General features: G+C 51.1%; 1 protein-coding gene. It reads left to right on the top strand.

The genetic code is table 11. The features are described 5' to 3' along the window. Positions 1-66: 66 nt before the first annotated feature. On the top strand, positions 67-483 hold a 417-nt coding region (locus tag CWM53_RS28125; protein WP_133124389.1), incomplete at its 3' end, for an SDR family NAD(P)-dependent oxidoreductase.

The raw sequence follows: 483 nt of genomic DNA, 5'->3' as shown, positions 1-483 counted from the left end.
CCCCTTCTATTTGTAACTGTTACGCGTATACAGTTACGCGTAACAGTTATGGAAAAAAGAGGTTTTATGAGAAATTTATTCGATTTATCAGGGAAACGTGCGCTCATCACCGGTTCTGCTCAGGGGATTGGCAATCTGCTGGCCGGTGGCCTTGCAGAGTATGGCGCAGAGATAATCATTAACGACCGTACTCAGGAGCGGGCAGACCAGGCGGCGCAGGCGTTGGTGGCTCAGGGCCACCGCGCAGTAGGTTATGCGTTTGACGTGACTCAGGCGGCGGAGGTTGAGCAGGCGATTGCCCGTATCGAAGAGGAATTCGGTGCAATTGATATTTTAATTAATAACGCCGGGATCCAGCGCCGTTACCCTTTCACTGAATTCCCTGAAGAGGAGTGGGATCGGGTTATTGAAGTTAACCAGAAAGGCGTTTTCCTGGTCTCGCAGCAGGTGGCGAAATATATGATGACACGCCGTGCGGGAAAA

Source organism: Klebsiella sp. A-Nf5 (assembly GCF_002810545.1).
GTDB classification, from domain to species: domain Bacteria; phylum Pseudomonadota; class Gammaproteobacteria; order Enterobacterales; family Enterobacteriaceae; genus Klebsiella; species Klebsiella variicola.
The sequence above is the reverse complement of the archived record's forward strand: the minus strand, read 5'-3'. Positions and strand labels throughout refer to the sequence as shown.